The sequence below is a fragment of the Acidovorax sp. KPB24-07 genome (genome assembly GCF_057543315.1).
On sequence record NZ_BAAJYS010000944.1, the window covers coordinates 1 to 576 of the forward strand.

Here is a 576-nt window from a genome sequence, read left to right on the forward strand (position 1 = left end):
CGGCCAGGCGTTCGAGCGCGGCGTTGGCATCGCGCTCGTCCAGCGACCAGCGGGCCGCGCGCAGGTGCGCGCCTTCGCGCAGCTCCAGCTCGGTGACCGGCGCGCGGTCGGGAATGTTGTTGAGCGCGTTCTGCAAATGCGCCTCGCGTGTGGCGCGGTCCTGCAGGGCGTGCGAGCTTTCGGCGGCCACCAGATGGGCCAGCGTGCGCAATTGGCGGCCATGCGGCACGGCCTCGCCCGATGCCTCCAGCGCGCTCTCTTGCGCGAGGGCGGCGGTCGCGGCCTTGCGCGAGCGGATGAAGCGCCCGGCCAGCAGCTGCGACAGCGCATCGAGCAGCGCCGCGTGCATGGAGCGCTCCTTTTGCTGCGCGCGCCAGCGCCGCGCCTGGCGGGGCAGCTCCAGCAGCGCGGCCAGGGCGCGCAGCGCCGCATACAGCGTGGCGAAGCCACCGACCAGCAGCAGCAGGACGAGGTTGAGCGACAGATCGACGCGGTAGGGCGGCCAGAACAGGGTCACCGTGCCCTGGTTGTTGCCCGCGAACAGCGCGGCCGCGACGGCCACGCCAAAAAGTGCCA

1 protein-coding gene is annotated in these 576 nt (G+C 72.7%); it reads right to left on the reverse strand.

Annotation, left to right across the window (positions count from 1 at the left end; translation table 11 throughout):
- Positions 1 to 576, reverse strand: a 576-nt coding sequence (locus AC27IQ_RS26810) for a heme biosynthesis HemY N-terminal domain-containing protein (protein ID WP_487091514.1), incomplete at both ends; no start/stop codon positions are given.